Below are 17026 nucleotides of genomic sequence, written 5' to 3' on the forward strand. Positions count from 1 at the left end.
TCTTTATTTAGAGACCTACTTTTAGTGAAAGAGTAAATTGTTTCTGTATAGGCTGCGCTACACCACCTGTGTTGAAGAACTCAGGATCCTGTCCTCTCAGTTTCTTGTCTGAATAGATCAGCCATGGGTTAATTGCTGCGCCGGTAAGTGTTACATTGTTGAGCGCAGTTCTTTTTAACAGTGTAGCTGGCAGCTGCCAGGTGAGTGATACTGTTTTCAGGCGGATCATATCACCCTTTGCTACTCTGGCGGTGGAATAGTTGTAGTTGTTGTAAGGATAAGCTCCTCCAAGCATCACCTGTTCCAGCCCGTCGAGAATGGATGGCGTCTGTGTCTCCTTCTCATCTCCCGGCATGATCCAGCGGTCATAAAACTCTTTCGGCATGGCATCCAGATCAGAATAAGCAGTCTTGAAAGCAGGATACAGACGGATCTTATTACCCCACTGGTAAGTCACGAATACGTTCATCGACAAACCCTTGTAGTGGAAGGTATTGGAAAAGCCTCCTGTTGCCGGCGGATCAACCGGTCCCTGGTATACCAGGTGAGATGTGTTCAGGTCCTGCAGGAATACGTCTTTGCTTACATCACCATGCTGGTTCACAAACTGCGGGGTACCTGTGTGGGGATCCAGTCCTTTATATTCGAGAGAGAAAAGACCTCTTACGGGATAACCTTCTTTGTTACCGCCTTCAGCTACCACCAGGTCAAAGATCCTGGGGATGTTCTTCGCATTGGTGATCTTGTTGGTGTTGTAACCGAATGTTACATTGGATTTCCAACCCCAATTCTTCTTCTTGATAATGTCGCCGCCTATCAATACTTCCACACCCTTTGAATTCATGTCGGCATAGTTGGCTGCTTTGAAAGTTTCACCACCGATACCGGAGGTTTTGATGATGCTGATCAGGTCAAAGCTCTTACGGCTGTAAGCATCGATCGTGAAATTCAGCCTTCTGTTAAACAGGGTACCATCCAGACCGATATTGGTCGTGTACAGCTTTTCCCAGGTCAGGTCATCATTCTGCAGATGCGCTATCTTGATCACTGACTCCACCTCATCGAGGTGGGTTCTCTTCGAATTAACTGTCTGGAATACGATGTTAGAGTTGGTGGCAGGGCCCATACTGGCAGTTAGTCCGTAGCTGGCCCTGAGTGCCAGGTAGTCTACCCAACCCAGGTTCTGAATGAAATCTTCCCTGTCAACGTTCCAGGAAGCAGATACGCTCCAGGTAGGCAGCCAACGGGCGGTGCTGGATCTTCCCAGCCTGTTGGAACCATCATAACGGGTAGTACCTGTCAGGTTATATTTATTGTTGTAGGCATAAGTAGCAGTTGCGTAGAAGGCGGCAAAGCGGTCATAGTCTTTGCTCATACCATAGTAAGGAAAACTGCTCTCGATAGTTTGCTTCAAAATACGATAGTCGGTGAAAGGCACACCGCCATTGTTATACTGGTAACCGTAACCGGTGTTGGATGAATTCTGGCGGTCTGCATATTTTACCTGCTGTCCTATCATGGCTGTCAGGCTATGACGATCGCCGATAGTAGCATTATAGTTTAAGCTATTACGGAAGTCGAAGTTGATCAGCTGATCTTCTGTGCGGTTGTAGAAACCACCATAAGGCAGCACGATCATCGGCAATGCATCCGGATTGGCAGGATCGTGGTAGAGGAACTTGTTATTCTCTGCGATGGTGGCATTGTCAGCAGCACGGTAGGCGTTGGCCATGTTACTGTTCTCAGTGATCTGGTGTTCACGTGAGGACTTCACATAACGCAGGGCGCCTACAAATTCATAACGCAGATTTTTAGCCACCTTCCAGGAGAAATCGCCCTGGAGACGGAGGTCCATCATACTCAGGTTCAGGTAATTGTTGGCCGATTCATTGATGATATTAAAAGGCGCATAATTCCTTCTGAAATATTCCAGGTTGCCTTGCTCGTCATAAGCGGTTAAAGTACGGCTGGTATTCAGGGCATAACTGAATGGATTGATGTCAAAATCGCGGTCATACTGGCCTTCTACAGGGTTGCTGGTACGGGTCAGTGCACCAGGCGCTCTTTGCTGACGTGCAGAGCCGAGTACAGAGAAGCCTGTGCTTACTCTGTCAGAGAGCTTATAGTTGTTACGGAAGTTGAGTGTATAACGGCTTACTTTATCTGCAACGGTCCAGCCGTTATCATGGTAAAAGCTGGTAGAGAAATAGGACTGTCCTTTATCTGTACCGGAGGATACGCTGAGGGAATGTTCCTGGATAAAACTGGTCTTGAAGAGAATATCAAACCAGTCAGTATTGGCAGAAGCATATCTCAGCAGGAACTTACGTTTAGCTGCGGGAGTATTCTCCAGCGGAAAATTTCCATTATCATCTGCATTCAGCATCTCATACATCTTACCATACACACCAATATCGCCACGGGAAAGAATATCAGAAGTGAGCATGCCCTTCCGCTCCAGCTCTGCCAGCACTGACATCTGCTGGGCGGAGTTCATGATATTATAATTGCTATAGTTAGGCTTCAGCTGAGTACTGTAGTTGCCGCTGTAGGTAACAACCGGTTTAGCGCCGGCGCGTCCTTTTTTTGTAGTGATCACCACTACACCATTCATGGCACGCGCACCATACAGGGCGGTAGCTGCAGCATCCTTGAGGATGTCGAAGCTTTCAATATCGTTAGGGTTGAGACCTGCCACTGCGGAGCCCAGCAAGGTGGTAGGGTCGCCGCTGGACAGCTGGTCGTTCGAGATATTCACCACATCTTCCAGCACTACGTTATCCACTACCCACAGCGGCTTGTTATCTCCATTGATGGAAGTAGCACCACGCACACGGATCTTCGGAGCGGTACCAAATGTGCTGGACACGTTCTGTATAGCCACACCGGCTACGCGTCCTTCCAACATACGGCTTACGTCCGGCATACCATCTATCCTGGCCTCATCCATTTTGATGCGGGCGGAAGCACCGGTGAATTTGCTCTTATCAATGTCCTGGAAACCTGTCACCACTACTTCCTGCAGTTTGGTTGTTTTCTCCTGCAGTTGTATATTAATGACACCACTCTTATAAGCAGCAACACTTACTTCCTGCTGCTGGTAACCGGTAAGATTGAATACCAGTATAGCATCGCCGGGAACGTTCTTCAGTTCGAAAGCACCTTTATCATTGGTAGTGGTCCCCCTGGTAGTGCCTTTAATGAGGATGGCCACTCCCGGCAGGGCTTCATTCTTAAGAGACATCACTGTACCTTTTACGTCCTGTGTGCGCTGGGCTACCTGCCGGTCGTTTTCCGGAACGGTAAGGTTGTCCATTTTTTTTTCAACGGGCCGTATCACTACGCGGTCATAGAGAACCGTATAGGATAGTGACAGGGGCTTCAGTATTTTTTTCAACAGATCGCCCACTTTTTCATTGTGTGCGCTGACATCTACTTTGTTGGCCACTATCATCTTGTTGCCTGCATAGATAAAAGATACTTCTGCGAGATTTCCGATCTTGTCAAGTGCTTCTTTTAATAACACATTCTTCAGTTCAAGTGAGATCTTCTTGTCGAGGGCATCCTGTATTCCTGAAGCAGCTGCCGGCACTGTGATGGTGTTTAGCAACACGAGTAGCGCGAGCGTTATCAGGTGGAGGGATAGGGTTGCCTTTTTAAGCATCGGTTATGATTTGATTTTGGTTCAGTTCGGGAAATAGAAATCCCATTACCGGTCCTTGTGAGGCCAGGGCAATAGGGCACCTGCTGCGGAGCAGTGCATGTTTATTTACTGAGTTAACTTTAAGGGTATAGTTAACCGGATGGCGTTCGTTCCTGAGTCGTCATAATGCGATTTAGTTTGGTTGTGTGCAATATTTTATAAACTGGTCAAAAACAAGTTGGCTAGCATACTTTGGGTATGCTCAGTACATTTACTTAAGGTTTCAAGGCAGGTTAACTGTTAGTTGTGTCTTTTGTCTAATGACAGTTACCTCCGGCAATTATATAGCCGTTTCCATTTCTATCCTTATTGATTTTGGCGTTCAGCGACACTGCGATCAGATCGAGTGCCTTCTCCAGGTCATCCACAATGTTTACATCTCCGTAAAATGCACAGTGTTGTATCCTTCCGTCTACTTTAATCTCTATATTATAGTACCTTTGCAGGTCGTTTACTACTTTTATTACTTCTTCACCATCGTAAATAAACCGTCCCTGCTGCTTCTGCGAATAAAACCTTGCATCGTCGGCGGCGTCAGACATTTCCAGCAAATGAGTGTTACTGTTATATACCGCTCCTTTGTTGGCTGTGAGGATCACCTCTTTATCCTCCTGATTTTCTTCTCCTTTTGCTTCAACCTGTACCATTCCTGTAAGTACTACCACCCTGGCCTCTGTTACGTTCCTTGCTTCCATATTAAAGGAAGTACCCAGTACCTTAGTGCTGATCAGCGATGAAGCAACAATAAAAGGGTGTTTATCATCTTTTTGTACATTGAACAGCGCTTCTCCTGTAAGCGTTACGTTACGTTCTTTCCTGCCATAGTTACCGGTATACTTTAAGGTAGTTCCCGGTTCCAGGTAGGCGACCGAACCATCAGGCAGTGTAACTGTTTTCCGTTGCGTCCCGGATGTAACCGAAAGCTGTTTTACGGGTTTTCTGAGCAGGCCCAGGATACCTGCCCCTACCGTCAGGATAATGATGGCTGCAGCGGCTACCTTCCAGCGACTGAAGCTGATCATCTTCACAACAGGTTCCGGTTCCCTGCGGGCGCTGATGCGCTGATGAATCTTTTCCAGTATACGTTCTGAGTGTTCTCTTTCCAGTACAGGATCTTCGCTGAGCAGTTCTGTATTATAAGCTTCTGCTGCGACTTCCTGCAGGTCTGTAAGATCGTTTTCATTCAAATATTGCAGCAGCCAATCCCGGTCTTCCTGTTTCCACTCCTTTTGATGCAACAGTTGCTTGAGGTATTCCTTCCTGTTCTGCACTATTTTGATGATTATTTACCCTAAATACGGCGACCCACAGGATGTGGGTGGGTGCGTTTACGAGAAATGTTATATATTCTTATTTATAATGTATCTTACGGCAGTATGGTTGGTTTCTCCATGTATATTTAATTATATAATGGCACTGCCATTGGTTTTATGGCATTACATTCTCTTTCAATGACAGTCCATTATGGTTTACGAACTAACTTTTCATGAACAAGAGGAGCAATAACACATATTTGTGTTCCTTATTCTTCTGTACGTATTCATTGATACGGGTCATCGCTATAGACAAATGTTCCTTAACGGTATTTCTTGAAATCTTTAGTTCTTCTGCTACTTCATCATACGTTTTACCTTCCAGTTTACACAATGTGACAATCTTCTGTTTCTTGGGAGAAAGCTGGGAAATGGCATCTTCCAGTAAACGATATTGTTCTTCATAAGCAGCCGGATTATCCTCCCAGTTGCTTGTTTCAATATTCAGATTATATAATTCCCTGTGAAAAGTATGTTCGCGCAGTTTCTTCCGGACATAGTCCACCGAGAGGTTAAAGCTAATCACAAACAACCATCCGGCAACGGATTGGCCGGCATTAATGTCCTTTCTCTTTTCCCACAGGCGGGCATAGACCTCCTGCAAAATATCTTCTGTTGCAATGGGTTCCTTAACAAACTTGAAAATATTTCGATAGACTGCCTGGTGATATTTCCAGTACAGGGCATCAAAGGCGCTTACATCATCTTCTATTAATCTTACTACTAACTCGGCATCTTGTGTATTCATATCACGTCGTTTATATAATTCGTACTTCCCAATACAAATTATACGGCAGTTTTAATGGCTCCGGGTTTTCATTACAATGTTAAATCTCCATCTTTTCGACATATAAAATAGTAACAATTCTTTTTATTCTGCACTATTTTATAACAAAAAATTAAATTAAAAGTATTTGGAATGTATTTGCTACTGTAGAAAAGGGGAAAAGGTAAAAAGCAAAAAACAGGAGTTACCACTTTTAGTAGGTGGTAATCCTGTTTTTTGCTTTTTTACACAATCCCTGCAAGCAGGTAGCTTATTATTGCTTGATGATCTTCCTTATTTCAGTATCCTTACCGTTGAATATCTTAATCAGGTATACGCCTTTGCTTACGCCTGACAGATCTATCTTCTCTCCGTTCACAATGCGTTTGGCAGGCAGTACGGTTCTGCCATCCAGCGCAAATACACTTACATATAGGAATCCTTCCTTCGTAGTTGCTGTAGTTCTTACAACCACATCATTTACAAACGGATTCGGCAATACGTTCAGGGTAGTACCCAGTTTGCTTTCAGCAGCTGCGGAACTTATCTTCTCTATATACTGCAGTGTGCCTGTAGTACGTGCCGCTTTAGCGGTAGAAGGCTGGATCACAACGGAAGAGGTCCAGTCGTTCAGGTTCAGCGGCGCGCCATTGAGTGACAGGTCCACCAGGCAGGAGAAGTCACCTCTGAACAGGTATGCATCGCCACCGAAGTTATCATCCTTGTAGAGAATTGCCTCATAACCACTGGCCACTTTCAGGGAAGAGATATCATCATTTATTACGCCTTTAGCCTGCAGCTGTGACAAGGTATAGCTACCTACAGTCAATCCAACAGCATATCCGCCATAGTTACAATCTTTATAAACTGTAGCTGCAGTAGTTGAAGCGATGCTACCAGTAATAGCATAGCTACCCAGGGAACCATAGTTGGAATAACCTGTAGTAACCGGATCCAGGTAACCTGTACCGGTTACAGATATATAATAGGTACCGGCGCCCAGTGTAGCGCTGATAGATGCAGACAGTCCTGTAGGATTGCTGCTGGCCACCACGCTACCACCGCTGTTGTACAATGTAGCCAGGATGTCCAGGTTAGGCTGACGGGTAGGTGTTGCAAAATTCAGCGACACGGCACCACCACTGGTAGTAAAGCTATAGAAATCCACGTCACCGGTGCGTTCTATCACACCATTGGTATTTACGGTACCACTACCGCTAATGTTTAATGCAACTGCCGCACCGGTAGATCCGCCTGCGTCATCTGTTCTGTAACCAACACCGTAGGTGCTGCTGGCAATTTTTGCCAGGTCGTCTTCCAGCTGGTTAGCACTGGCGTACTCACCTTTGCTCCATTGTACCACAGGTACATAGTAACCTACACCCATGATAGGCGCCCAGTTGCCCTGACCTGCATAATAACCTTCTGCCGGAGTGGTACGGCCGTCGTGTGAAAGACCGAAAGTATGACCTACTTCATGGGAAGCAGCATCACCAGCGCCTTTTACACCACCGTTAAACACCCAGCAAGGTGTTTCATTACCCCAGTTGAAAGAACCTACGTATGCAACACCACCAGCTCCCGGAGCAGCCGTATTGGTTGGTGTGAAGATGCAACGCATTCTCCTGTTGGCAGGATATGTATTATATACTGCTTCACTGTTGGTAACGTTCAGTTTGAAGGGACGGAAATCTTCACTCACCAGCTCCCACACTTCCTGCTGCTGCGCTTCTGTAAGCGTTGTTGCCGCTGCATTGATAGGATTACCGTTGTTCCATAATGTACCTGATACGTACTGACCGTCAAAGTCCAGCAGTACCACGCCATTCGCTCCGGGAAGGCTTTGCAGTTCCGGCAGGGCCAGTGCACTCAGCACGCTGGTATTGGCAGGCGCTGTTCTTCCGGCTGTTTCTCCATCCGGTGCTTTGTTATAATCAATACACAAGAGTGCATCAATGGGTACTTCTTTTACATAGGCCGTACCTTTATCTGTATAGTATTTGTAACCTTTTTTGCTGCTGCGCAGGATGATATTTCCTGTTACCTCTCCGTCTTTTACCTGCAGGTAAAAGGAAGAACCAGGTGTGTTCTCAATCTCACCGATCACTGCCTCCATATTCTTACCATCTGTGTGGCGGGTATTCACTTTACCTGTCAGCACAGCGCCTGCGCCTATTTTGAGTTCTGTAGCACTTACCAATCTTGCATGTGGTTTTGTAGCCTGAGAGCGGATATCCTGCAGGAGGCCGGCAGGAGTTCCCAGACGATAAGGCTCTTTTTGTTGTGCATGTGTAACGGAAGCCGCCAGTAATGCTAATGACGTTCCTGCTATATATTTTAACATTTTGCTCATAGGGTAAACTGTTTAACGTTTTTTAATAAAGGATCTGGTTTACAATTTGGTGATGCGGAACCAGTTAATGTTCCATCCACCTGATTGGGCGAAGATGCCGAAGTTGTAAGTACCGGCATTGATAGTAACGTTGTGCGATACGGTAGTCCAGTTCTGCCATCCTCCTGTGGAAGGAATGTCCAGGTAACCGAGCACGCTTGCACCTGCATTTACATCCAGTGACAAACGGCCGCCGCCATTCAGGCTGGCTACACGGTATTCTACCTTGTAGGTACCGCTGGTAGGAATAGTAACAGCAGGATATGCCATCCAGTCGCCGGTTTCAATATAACCTACATTGGAACCGCCACCTGCATCAGTAGTAGCTTCGGTCTGTACACCTGACATAGCGCTATAAGACTCTGCCTGGATGGTAGTGGAGAAACCCGGATTGGTGCCGCCACCATTCTGGTATACTCTTACATAATCCACATACATTTTAGCCGGCAGCGCACCATTGTTCACTGTAAAGCCAGGCCAGTTACCGCCGATAGCAAAGTTGAGCAGGATAAAGAAATCCCGCTGAAACTCTTCGGTACTACCTACGTTGTTGGCAATGTTGATCACATTGTACTGTACTCCATCTACAAACCATTTAATGGCGTTGGCGTCCCATTCAATGCTGTAGACATGGTACCCGGTTACATTCACGGGCGTAGTACTTCCATAGGAAGCATGGTTACCATCGGTGCCTGTCCAGTGTACAGTTCCATTTATTTCTGCATTTGTGTTCACATGTTCCAGGATATCTATTTCTCCGCAGGATGGCCATCCAACCTGACTGATGTTGCTACCCAGCATCCAGAATGCAGGCCAGGAGCCCTGGAAAGAGGGTATAGCGATACGGGCCTCTATCTTGCCGTATGTCCACGATTTTCTGCCCTGGGTTTTCATACGGGCAGAAGTATAGTTCATACCACCAAAGCTCTCCTGTTTGGCAGTGATCACCAGCTGACCATTTTCGATAGTAGCATTTTCCTGACGATAGTACTCTAATTCATTGTTGCCCCATCCGCCGGAACCGGTACCGGTTTCGAATACCCAATCGGGGCCTATACTGTTCGTAAATTCGTCCTGCCAGACCAGCTGCCAGTTCTGGGCTGATGCAGCGCTTCCTGCAAGCGCCAGACCAGCGGTTAACATGAGGGACAATTTTAGTGATCTCATCATAAAAGGGTTTTGTTTTTAAATGGTTAATAAAAGGGACTGTGTAAAAAGGGAAACACTCTCTGCCGGAGGCTACAGTTTATATTATCTCTTCACGAATTTCTGGGTAACTTTCTTATCACCTTTCGTATATACCAGCAGGTAAGTACCGGCAGGAAGACCATCCACGCTGATGTTGCTGACACCGCCTTTGGCATTCAGCACCTGTTTACCGTTCAGGTCGTAGATAGTGATGATACCACCCGGCTGGTTGAAGTCACCTTTCAGGTTCAGTGAAGTAGCAACAGGGTTCGGGAATAATAAAGGTGCTTTTTCAGCAGCTTTGTTGTCAAACACCAGTTCTTTCTGACTTGTTGCAGCAACAGTAGCGGCAGCAGCAGATACTTTTGTAATACGGATCCAGTTGATGTTCCAGCCACCTGACTGTGCATAGACACCTACAGAATAAGTGCCGGCAGTAGCAACATTCACGTTGTGTGAAATGGTGGTCCAGGTCTGCCATCCGCCGGTAACAGGTACGTTCAGGTAACCCAGTACAATAGAACCTGAATTAAGGTCAAGTGATAACTGACCGCCGGTGCTCTGGCTGGCTACCCTGTACTCTACCTTGTAAGTACCGGAAGTAGGGAAGTTGATGTTGGAATATGCCATCCAGTCTGCGGTTTCGATATAACCTACGTTAGAACCACCACCTTCGTCAGTGCAGGCTTCCACCTGTACGCCTGACATGGAAGTATAGCTTTCTGCCTGGATCAGTGTACCACCGGTAGGCGGAGGATTAGTACCACTACGGTCAAGCTTCACCTGGTAGATAGCACTCAGCAGGGAATTAGCATTGTTAACATCCTGAGACAGTTCCCACATCATGATACCACCACCCTGATCGAATGCCAGGTTGGTTTTGGATTTGATGGTAGGGATACCATTGTAGTAGTCGCTTCCGAAATAATCAGAATTTGGACTAGCACCTTGTGACAGCAATGTTGCATAGCTGTTCCATGAAGGACGGGCATAGAAAGGAACACCTAATATGGCTTTTGCCTTAGGCAGTCCCCTGCCAACCCAGTAAGACAGCGACTGAGATGCATAATTGTAAGTAGAGTGTTCGTAATTATTATAGTCATAAGCCATGAGGTTTAAGTAATCAACTACATTGAATACTCCATTGAGAATGCTGGCGCCACCGGTACCAACAACAGCTGCTGTAAGCAGTTTTCCCTGGTTATGAAGCGCAGTAGATAACTGCTGCATCAATGCCAGGTAGTTATTTGCAGATGCGCCATTATCCGGATATTCCCAGTCGATGTCCACGCCATCCAGTCCGTACTGGTTTACGAAACTGATCAAGGTATTGACAAAATTAGTACGATAGGTTGCATTTGCAGCAAGTGATTCAAATGCACCATCATCACCGTTGTTCCAACCACCCACTGCTATCAGCACTTTCACACCATTGGCATGACCGCTGCTAACCAGGCTGGATAATTTAGAAGGATTTTCGATGGCCTGCAGGCCACCTGTAGAAGTTGGTAATGCGAAGGCGTAATTAATGTGCGTCAGTTTGCTGTACTGAATCGCACTTACACTGCCCGACCAGGAAGGCATATAGCCTACTACCTTGAACTGGGCAAATGTCTGTACGGACATAAACGCACCTGCTGCCAGCAGCAGACACGCCTTGATCCATTTCGTTGTTTTCATGCTTTATGTTTTGAGGGATAAAAAATAAGCCGGTCATGAACCGCGCATGCCATATTACAAGTTCCACCATTGCCTCCGGACAGAGATGTGTTTCCCTTTATACGCTCATGTACAAGAAGTAAAGCAGAACTTGTAACAAGGATATATTTCAAATGGTTATTGCTTAATAAACTGCCGGGCCACCTTGTTGCCATTCCTGTTAAATACAAGCGTGTATACGCCCGGCCGCAGCCTGGAAAGATCCAACCTGTTAATCGTGTTCCTGAACGACATCACCGGCCTTCCGGTCATGTCAAATACCTGCATGAACAGGCCTGTTAAATCTTCATCCGCCGCCAGTATCAATTCGCTGTTTGCAGGATTCGGATAAAGGATAAATCCTTTTACTAACGGAACCGAAGAAAAACCTGACTTCTGCCCTGCCTCATTAGCAGTTCGTGCACCCGAACCGGCGCGTATGATCAGGGAGCTTGCCAGGTCGTTCCAGCCTTCATCCACGAGACAGTCATTGCTGGCTGTAAGCGCAAGAGAATTGCCGCCAAAGTTATCGTTTACGTACAGGCGTGTGCTATATCCGCTGTTTACATTTACAGATGAAATTTCGTCGTTCCTGATTCCATAGGAAAGCAGTCTGCTAAGAGTGTAATCGCCTGTTGGCAAACTGATACCCAGTCCGCCGTAATTACAATCCCTGTAAAAGGTGACCGCAGCCGTATTAAGCGTACCGCCGCCAAATACATTCCTGATAGCGGTAGCATAGGCTGCCGTCTGCGTACTGTTATCAATATCATCATACAACCACATAAATCCGCCTTTGATACGTGCACTGCAGCTATTCTTCCAGGTATTCAGCTGGCTTTGCACCTGTGCTGTTGTTTTCTCCGCATCCCACAAGCCGGCATATACAGGTACAGTGCCGAAGTTCCAGTTGCAGGGAGAGTTATTGCGGCCACCGGAATAGCACTGCAGGTCTATCCTGTCAATCGTTCCGGCACGCTGGTTATTGGTATTGGTAGCTACGCTTGTCCAGAAACCGGAGTTGGTATAGGGCACCAGGCTAACTTTAAAACCCAGGTTGCCCAGCATTACCGCCAGTGCGGTAGCTGAACTTACATCGTAGGTACTTTCATCATCAAAGCCGATCGCATCCACCATCGGGAAGGTATTCCGCAATGCCTGGAAGTTACGGTACAGGATACTGCTACTGCCTGTACCCTGCGAAGCAATGAGATTTTTTATGTTGGCAAAAGTAGAAGATCCCCAGGCGCTGAGACAGAACTCCAGCCTGTTGATAGTAGTGGGCGCAGACTTCAGTCTCGCCATGTCATCCACAAAATTGGGATAGGAATTGCCCCCTACATAGGCGCCATTCTGCACCAGGGGGAACTCGGCATTGAAGTTAAAATTGCCGCTGGCATCAATGTGAATGGTCCATACCACTACATAGGTATAGCCTGAATTTCTCAGCTCATTGATGGCATAACTGCGGTTCTTGTAAATGGGGCCGCCTCCGTAAATACCTGATTGCGCCAGCACCGTTAGGTGGCCGGCTGCAATCAGGACAGGAATAATAAAGCTCTTAATACATAAATGTGTAAAATTTTTAATCATACCTATGGAATTCTAGCGTCAACAATAAATTATTTCGAGGGATGTAAAGGGCCGCTCATGGCCAGCTTCACAGAAAGAGCACGTAAAATACAGTATTGGAGAAAGGTGTATAAAGCAGCATATAGGACTCTCTTTTGATATGGTTGACAGATCGCTGGTTGACAGATAATCAGAAAACAGTGATTAGAAACCAGGAATCAGGAACTAAGGCCGGGGCCCGTAGTTCCTGATTTCCGATTCCTAAGTTACCTGTTACAGGCGTACTACTTTCGCAGTACCCTTATGGCCGCTCTTCAGATGATTTGTTTTCAGTATCCAGGAACCTGCTGGTACCTGAGAAACATCCAGATCAACTGTTTGCTGGCCTTTAGCGCCTGCGATATATTGTTTACGGATCACAGCGGTACCACCACCAGTGCTCCACAATTCGATCAGTACTTTCTCACCTGCTGCTGCATTGAACTGTACTTTCAGTGTAGTACCTGTCAGCGGGTTAGGGAATACCAGTACTTTCTCATTTGCAACATTATCAGGTACCGGAGATACTGCAGCTACGGTTGCTGCACTTGCTCCGCATGCTCCCAGTGGTTTCCACCAATAGTCAGCTGTACCCGGAGTTACGTTATACAGTCCGTTAGACAGGCTTTCATACAGGTTGCCGTTATATACCACTTTATCGCCCAGGTTGTACACCGCAGGGTATGGCTGGTAAGTTGGTACACCTGCACAGTTACCGGTGTTGCCACCGCCGCCTACTGTGATAGTTACTGCGCCGCTGGTAGTTGAAGCGTTGCCATTGTCGGTAGCTTTAGCTGTGATGCTGTAAGAACCGGCGGCAACATTGCTCCATGTGTAAGAGTAAGGACTTGCAGTGGCTTCACCCAGTTTGGTGCTACCGTTGTAGAATTCAACTTTAGCAACAGTACCGTCAGCATCTGAAGCAGTAGCCTGGATGGTTACTGTAGCAGGAGCTGTGAATGTAGCGCCGCTGGCTGGAGAAGTGATGCTTACGGCTGGAGCCTGGTTACCAGGATTGGAACCGCAGTCGCGTACATATGCCCAAACCTGACCATCACCAGTGTGGGTATCAGGCTGCTCGTTCTGTGTCCACCATTTTGCGTTGTAGATCTTACCATTGTAAACTACCTGCATGTTAGCAGTATAGACAGCGGTAGCTGACCAGGCGGCAATACCGTCGCAGGTATTGTTACCTGTGCCATTTACTGTAACAGATACTGCAGATGATGTGGTAACTGCACCGCCGTTATCAGTAGCAACAGCTGTAAGGCTATAAGTGCCAGCTGCTACGTTAGTCCATGAATAGGTATAGGGAGCAGAAGTGGCCTGACCTAATTTGGTCGCACCATTATAGAATTCAACTTTAGAAACTGTACCATCAGCATCAGATGCACTTGCAGTGATAGTGATGGAAGCCGGTGCAGTGAAAGAAGCTCCTGCAGCCGGAGAAGTGATGCTCACCACCGGAGACTGGTTGCCCGGTGTAGAACCGAAGAAATAAGGATAGTAGTTGGCAGCAAACTCGCTGTTGTTTACTTTATCCCAGTTTACAGACCATGTCATGATACCACGCAGACCAGGATAACCAGCTGCTTTACGCAGTGTGTAACCACCGCCGTAGGATTGTCCTTTGGTCAGATAATTCAGTGCTTTCTTCACTTCAGCAGGGCTGGTGTAACCGCTACCTGCAGCACCAGGAGCAGCAGGCAGACCGAATGCTACCTGATCTTCACGCAGTGCAGGGAAAGTCTGGCTGGTACCTGATACAGGGAAGCCCTGTAACAGCATCTCAGTCATAGATACGATGAAGTCAGCTGTTGCTGAGTTGTATACTTTGTTGTCCAGGCCCATTACAGAACCGGTGTTGTACAGCTGTGGCTGTATCCAGGACAGTTCGTTACGCAGACCATAGATGATAGGCAGATAAGCACCTACCAGCGGAGAGTAGGTAGCGCCGTAAGCTGTCTGTACATAGTAAGTTTCAGGCGCCATTGTCAGCAGACAGTTTTTACCCTGTGCCTGACGGTAAGCAACGATCTCTTTCACGGCAGCGATCAGGTTCACTACTTTAGGCGTAGTTGGCGCCATAAAGTTGTTATCGCCATTGTTCAGCTGTAAAGAAGTACCGCCTTCGATATCGATATCAAAACCATCAAAGTTATAGCTATCCAGCAGGTTTTTCATGCTGGTAATGAAAGCCTGTTTGTTGGCATCGGTAGCCAGCATAATAGTACCGGTTTCACCACCCAGTGACAGTAACACTTTTCTACCCTGTGACTGCAGTGTAGCGATATCAGCTTTGAAATCGGCTACAGTAGCGCCATCCGGAGTGAAGCTTACAGTAGAATAATCGCTCGCGGTAGTACCGAAAGCTACTTCTATCACATTGTAACGGCTGTCCACATCGCGTAAGCGGATATATGGAGCAGACGCCAGGTTCCAGTTATGCCAGTAACCTACTACTACTTTACCGTTAGTAGGAGGAGGATCAACAGTACCGCTTTTCACAGTAACAGATACTGCAGATGAAGTGGTAGCAGCTCCTGCATTGTCAGTAGCTACAGCAGTGATGCTGTAAGTACCTGCAGCTACATTGCTCCAGGAAATGCTGTATGGAGCAGCTGTAACAGTACCCAGGCTGGTAGCGCCATTGAAGAACTGTACCTTTGCGATGCTGCCATCACTGTCTGTAGCATTAGCGCTCACGGTGATGCTTGCAGGTGCAGTGAATGTTGCATTTGCAGTCGGTGCAGTCAGGTTTACTGATGGTGGCTGGTTTGTCGGAGTGCTGCCATCAGCGAAAACAGCGTTGATTTTGTTTACGAGCGGAGAAGTAGTGTTAGGACAATAGATAAGCTTGCCCTTAGCAACGGTGCTGCTGGTCATGTTCAACATGTCACCGAATACCTGCCAGATAATTACACCTGCCAGTCCATTGTCCTTGATATATTTAGCTTTCTCTCCTACTGAACGCTCGTTATCATAGCTCAGGAAATAATTGCCTTTTGTTTTGTAAGGTACTTTTGCTACATCATCCCAGCCTTCTGTCCATCCTGAGCCTGTCTGCTGCAGAATGTAGCTATAGTTAGGCGTACCATCCCAGAGGTCTTTCTGCCAGTTGGTATAGTCTGCACAGGTCTGGATAGGACCATCCGGCTGTACAGTCTCAGCACGTTTGGTAGTAGCAGCGTTCAGCGCAGCAGTACCGCTGGTTATTACACCACGGCCATAGAAAGGAGCACCGATGTTCACTTTAGACATGTTTACACCCAGGGCTTTCAGCGCCTTCACAGTAGCGTCTACAGAGAAGTTGCTGTATTCAGCACCAGGATAGTCGTACAGTGGAGCGTTGTGACCGGCTTTATTAGACCATCCACCATTGTAGTCGTAGGTCATCATGTTGTAATAATTCATTGAATTATTCAGACGAGACCAGTTAAAGCCCTGCAGTTTAGCAGGAGCAGCGGCAAATGCAGCTGTGATCAGTTTATTAGGACCGATAGCAGCTCTTACCGCTTCTACCAGTGCTGCGAAGTTGTTGAAGTCGGCAGTGCTGTACTTTTCGATGTTCATACCCGCATCGTTAGGGTATTCCCAGTCGAAGTCGATACCATCAAAGCCCATGTTCATCAGGTCTACACAATTGGCTACGAACTTAGCGCGTTTAGTAGCATCAGCTGCCATTTCCGGGTAGTGTTTACACATACTCCAGCCGCCGATAGAAGCCATTACTTTAACGCCTTTAGCATGCGCCAGGTCAATTAAGCCCTGTGCACCGCCCTGTTTAGGAACAGATAAAGGGAAAGCGCCGGTTTGGCCAGTATTTACGTTTTTCCAGCCGCTGCCTTCATTACGGTATCCCAGGGTGTAAGCATAGCTGCCTTCTGAGATATAATATAAAGGAGCATCCAGTTCGCCTTTTAGCAGGAACAGGTCCCAGCTGCTGTAAATGTCCTCATTTAGCAATGCAGCAGGTTCCTGTACGGCGCCTACCTGGTAAATGTTCTTGTTACGGAAGTCCCCGCTGTGCAAGGAACCGTCTTTCGCTACACCGAAGAAGGAGAAGTTAAGGATGGTGTACTGCGAATAATCCACATTCAGTTGGTTATAACCTCCTTTGGGCACGATGCCGGACACCTCTTTCCAGGCATCCCATTGGGTGATATATCCTATCACCTGTTTGCTGTGGTTCTTTGTCGTTGCGGGCACCTGCGGAGTCACCTGCGCCATGAGGGGGGATAAACCCAGCATGAGCAGCAACACCAGAAGGGCTTGTCTTACACGATGGTATGACAATGCGCTACGAAAGGTAAAATTTACTTTCATTTATAACGGTTTTTTTGAGACGATATGGA

8 protein-coding genes are annotated in these 17026 nt (G+C 47.0%); all 8 read right to left on the reverse strand.

Annotated features, from left to right (window positions below):
• Positions 1–7 precede the first annotated feature (7 nt).
• Positions 8–3664 (reverse strand): SusC/RagA family TonB-linked outer membrane protein, encoded by a 3657-nt coding sequence (locus tag F3I09_RS09795; protein WP_149694852.1) that lies wholly within the window; start codon positions 3662–3664, stop codon positions 8–10.
• A gap of 296 nt (positions 3665–3960) precedes the next feature.
• Positions 3961–4974 carry a FecR family protein gene (locus F3I09_RS09800; protein WP_149694853.1) on the reverse strand — a complete coding sequence of 338 codons (1014 nt, stop codon included), beginning with the start codon at positions 4972–4974 and terminating at the stop codon, positions 3961–3963.
• A 205-nt stretch (positions 4975–5179) separates the two neighbouring features.
• Positions 5180–5764: an RNA polymerase sigma factor gene (locus tag F3I09_RS09805; protein WP_149694854.1), complete on the reverse strand. Its 585-nt coding sequence runs from the start codon at positions 5762–5764 to the stop codon at positions 5180–5182.
• A 292-nt stretch (positions 5765–6056) separates the two neighbouring features.
• Entirely contained in the window at positions 6057–8135 is a 2079-nt protein-coding gene (locus F3I09_RS09810; protein ID WP_149694855.1) for a T9SS type A sorting domain-containing protein, read from the reverse strand.
• 39 nt (positions 8136–8174) lie between these two features.
• Complete coding sequence (locus F3I09_RS09815; RefSeq protein ID WP_149694856.1) at positions 8175–9344, reverse strand: carbohydrate-binding protein; 1170 nt, start codon at positions 9342–9344, stop codon at positions 8175–8177.
• Between the two features lie 81 nt (positions 9345–9425).
• Positions 9426–11042, reverse strand: coding sequence for a glycosyl hydrolase family 18 protein (locus tag F3I09_RS09820; protein WP_149694857.1), 1617 nt, complete (start codon positions 11040–11042; stop codon positions 9426–9428).
• 156 nt (positions 11043–11198) lie between these two features.
• Complete coding sequence (locus tag F3I09_RS09825) at positions 11199–12653, reverse strand: T9SS type A sorting domain-containing protein (protein ID WP_223233190.1); 1455 nt, start codon at positions 12651–12653, stop codon at positions 11199–11201.
• A gap of 252 nt (positions 12654–12905) precedes the next feature.
• Positions 12906–16997 carry a glycosyl hydrolase family 18 protein gene (locus F3I09_RS09830; protein ID WP_149694858.1) on the reverse strand — a complete coding sequence of 1364 codons (4092 nt, stop codon included), beginning with the start codon at positions 16995–16997 and terminating at the stop codon, positions 12906–12908.
• Positions 16998–17026 lie beyond the last annotated feature (29 nt).

Source organism: Chitinophaga sp. CF418 (genome assembly GCF_900142925.1).
GTDB lineage: Bacteria > Bacteroidota > Bacteroidia > Chitinophagales > Chitinophagaceae > Chitinophaga.

Coding starts and splice junctions, on each gene's coding strand:
- F3I09_RS09805 (WP_149694854.1), bottom strand. CDS start 5,764: ATGAATACACAAGATGCCGAGTTAGTAGTAAGATTAATAGAAGATGAT.
- F3I09_RS09795 (WP_149694852.1), bottom strand. CDS start 3,664: ATGCTTAAAAAGGCAACCCTATCCCTCCACCTGATAACGCTCGCGCTA.
- F3I09_RS09825 (WP_223233190.1), bottom strand. CDS start 12,653: ATGATTAAAAATTTTACACATTTATGTATTAAGAGCTTTATTATTCCT.
- F3I09_RS09810 (WP_149694855.1), bottom strand. CDS start 8,135: ATGAGCAAAATGTTAAAATATATAGCAGGAACGTCATTAGCATTACTG.
- F3I09_RS09815 (WP_149694856.1), bottom strand. CDS start 9,344: ATGATGAGATCACTAAAATTGTCCCTCATGTTAACCGCTGGTCTGGCG.
- F3I09_RS09820 (WP_149694857.1), bottom strand. CDS start 11,042: ATGAAAACAACGAAATGGATCAAGGCGTGTCTGCTGCTGGCAGCAGGT.
- F3I09_RS09830 (WP_149694858.1), bottom strand. CDS start 16,997: ATGAAAGTAAATTTTACCTTTCGTAGCGCATTGTCATACCATCGTGTA.